Source organism: Paraburkholderia polaris (genome assembly GCF_012927345.1).
Classification (GTDB): Bacteria; Pseudomonadota; Gammaproteobacteria; order Burkholderiales; family Burkholderiaceae; genus Paraburkholderia; species Paraburkholderia polaris.
Window position 1 is genome coordinate 1 of the sequence record NZ_JABBGJ010000122.1, and the last position, 2,373, is coordinate 2,373.

The 2,373-nt window shown below is 60.5% G+C and carries 2 protein-coding genes; both read left to right on the forward strand.

Going from position 1 to position 2,373, the window contains the following annotated elements:
• Positions 1 to 771, forward strand: a 771-nt coding sequence (locus HHL24_RS43180) for an amidohydrolase (protein WP_169491327.1), incomplete at its 5' end; no start/stop codon positions are given.
• 20 nt (positions 772 to 791) lie between these two features.
• Positions 792 to 2,168, forward strand: a complete 1,377-nt coding sequence (locus tag HHL24_RS43185) for an L-serine ammonia-lyase (protein ID WP_169491328.1) — start codon at positions 792 to 794, stop codon at positions 2,166 to 2,168.
• Positions 2,169 to 2,373: the final 205 nt, after the last annotated feature.

Genomic DNA, 2,373 nt, shown 5'->3' on the forward strand with positions numbered 1-2,373 from the left:
GACGAGGAAAACCTCTGCGGCGCACGGGCCATGATGGAAGATGGCCTGTTCGAACGCTTTCCTTGCGACGCGGTCTACGCCATGCACAATATGCCCGGCCTGCCGCTCGGCAAGGTACTTGCGGTACCGGGTCCGGTGATGTCGTCGTCCGACCGTGTCGACATCACGCTAAAAGGGGTTGGTGGACATGGCGCCATGCCCCAGTTCACCAAAGACCCGGTCATCGCTGCCGCGGCAATCGTGATGGCCGTTCAGACGATCGCGTCGCGCAACGTCGAGCCCGGCGAATCGTGCGTGGTGAGCACCGGGATCATGAAGGCAGGGACTACGTTCAACGTTATTCCTGACGTCGCGGAAATCACGCTGAACGTTCGTGCGAAGAGTCCGAACACGCGCGATCTTATCGAGCGACGAATCAGGGAAATCGTCGCCGCCCAGGCGGCTGTGTTCGGTGTCGAAGCGACCATCAACTATCAGCGGCTGGTCCCGGTGCTGGTCAATCATGCAAACGAAACGCGTTTCTTCCAGCAGGTTCTGATTGATTTGCTGGGCGCCGAAAATGTGCTGACCGCGCTGCCTCGCGGCGGCAACGGCAGTGAGGACTTCGCATGGATGCTAGAAGCGCTGCCAGGCTGCTATATCGCAATTGGCAACGGCGAGGGTGAGTGGCACGGCTGTCACATACACAACCCTGGATACGACTTCAACGACGAAGCGATTCCGGTCGGCGCGAGCATCTGGGTTCGTCTCGCGGAGACGTACCTTAAATGAGCCACGCGACGGAGGCGCCGATGGTCGGTGTATTCGATCTGTTCAGGATTGGCATTGGTCCGTCGAGCTCGCACACGGTGGGGCCGATGCGGGCGGGAAGGATGTTCGCGGAACGTCTCGAACGATGTGATCGCTTACCGCGCGTGCGGACTGTGCAGGTCGATCTGTTTGGCTCGCTAGGCGCAACCGGCCGTGGGCACGGCAGCGATGTCGGTGCGCTGCTCGGACTCATGGGTGAGCAGCCGGACACGATCGATCCGTCGACGATCAGCGCGCGAATCGCAGCCGTTCGTGCGAGCGGCAGACTGATGCTCATGGCCCGGCACGAGCTTGTCTTGCGGCCACACGAACATATCCGCTTCAATCGCCGCGCTCTGCCTGAGCACCCGAACGCGATTCGCTTCAGCGCCAGTGATGAAGCAGGCGAGTTGGTTCTCGGTGCAACCTACTTTTCGACTGGTGGCGGATTCGTGGTCGAAAACATGTGTGAGGGCGATCAGCAAGCGCGCACGGTTCCGTTTCCATTTGACTCAGGCGCCACGCTGCTTGCCCGATGCGTCGAAAGTGGGCTGTCCATCGCCCAGTTAATGCGCGCGAACGAGGCCGTGCAACGGGACGATGATGACATTACGACTGGCATCCTCCACCTTTGGCACGCGATGCAGGCCTGTGTCAAGCGCGGCTGCGGCGTGGACAACGATGAGGCTGCGAAGCCGCTCCCGGGTCCGCTTGGCGTTGCCCGACGGGCACCGGGTTTTTACCGAACGCTACACGCTCTTGAAGCGGAGGCTGCGGCGGATCCGCTGGTTGCTCTGGATTGGGTCTCGCTGTTCGCAATGGCGGTGAACGAAGAGAACGCGGCGGGTGGACGGGTAGTCACCGCGCCAACCAACGGCGCGGCTGGAATCATCCCTGCGGTGTTGCATTACTTTGATCGTTTTCATGGACCTGCCGGGCCGGCAGTCGTTTGTGATTTCCTGCTGACCGCAGCGGCAATCGGCTCTCTGTACAAACGGAACGCCTCAATTTCGGGCGCGGAGGTCGGGTGTCAGGGAGAAGTTGGCGTGGCCTGTTCAATGGCGGCGGCCGGGCTTGCGGCTGTACAGGGCGGCACGCCTTCGCAGGTCGAGCACGCCGCTGAGATTGCCATGGAGCATCATCTCGGACTCACCTGCGACCCCGTCGGCGGGCGAGTGCAGATTCCCTGCATCGAACGCAACGCCGTGGGTGCGGTGAAGGCTATTCATGCCGCCCGCATGGCACTTCAGGGCGCCGGTGATCACCAGGTGTCGCTCGACTCGGTCATCCGTACGATGTGGCAGACCGGCCTTGATATGAAGACGAAATACAAGGAGACCTCGCGTGGTGGGCTGGCGTTGAATGTTGTCGAGTGCTGATGCGGGGCGTTCTGCCAAATGAGTCTTAAATAAATACGAAAAACAATTTGGTTACCTAAATAAATAGGGCGTTGGATGTTTTGTCCGACGCCCTGTTTTTATTGCACCGCTTCCGGCTGCGATGTCTAGAAGTTGTGGTAAATACCCACGGCGAGGTCGGTTACCGTCACGCCGGGTTTCGGTACAGGCGAGCCAGCCGCATAAT

Coding starts and splice junctions, on each gene's coding strand:
- HHL24_RS43185 (WP_169491328.1), top strand. CDS start 792: ATGGTCGGTGTATTCGATCTGTTCAGGATTGGCATTGGTCCGTCGAGC.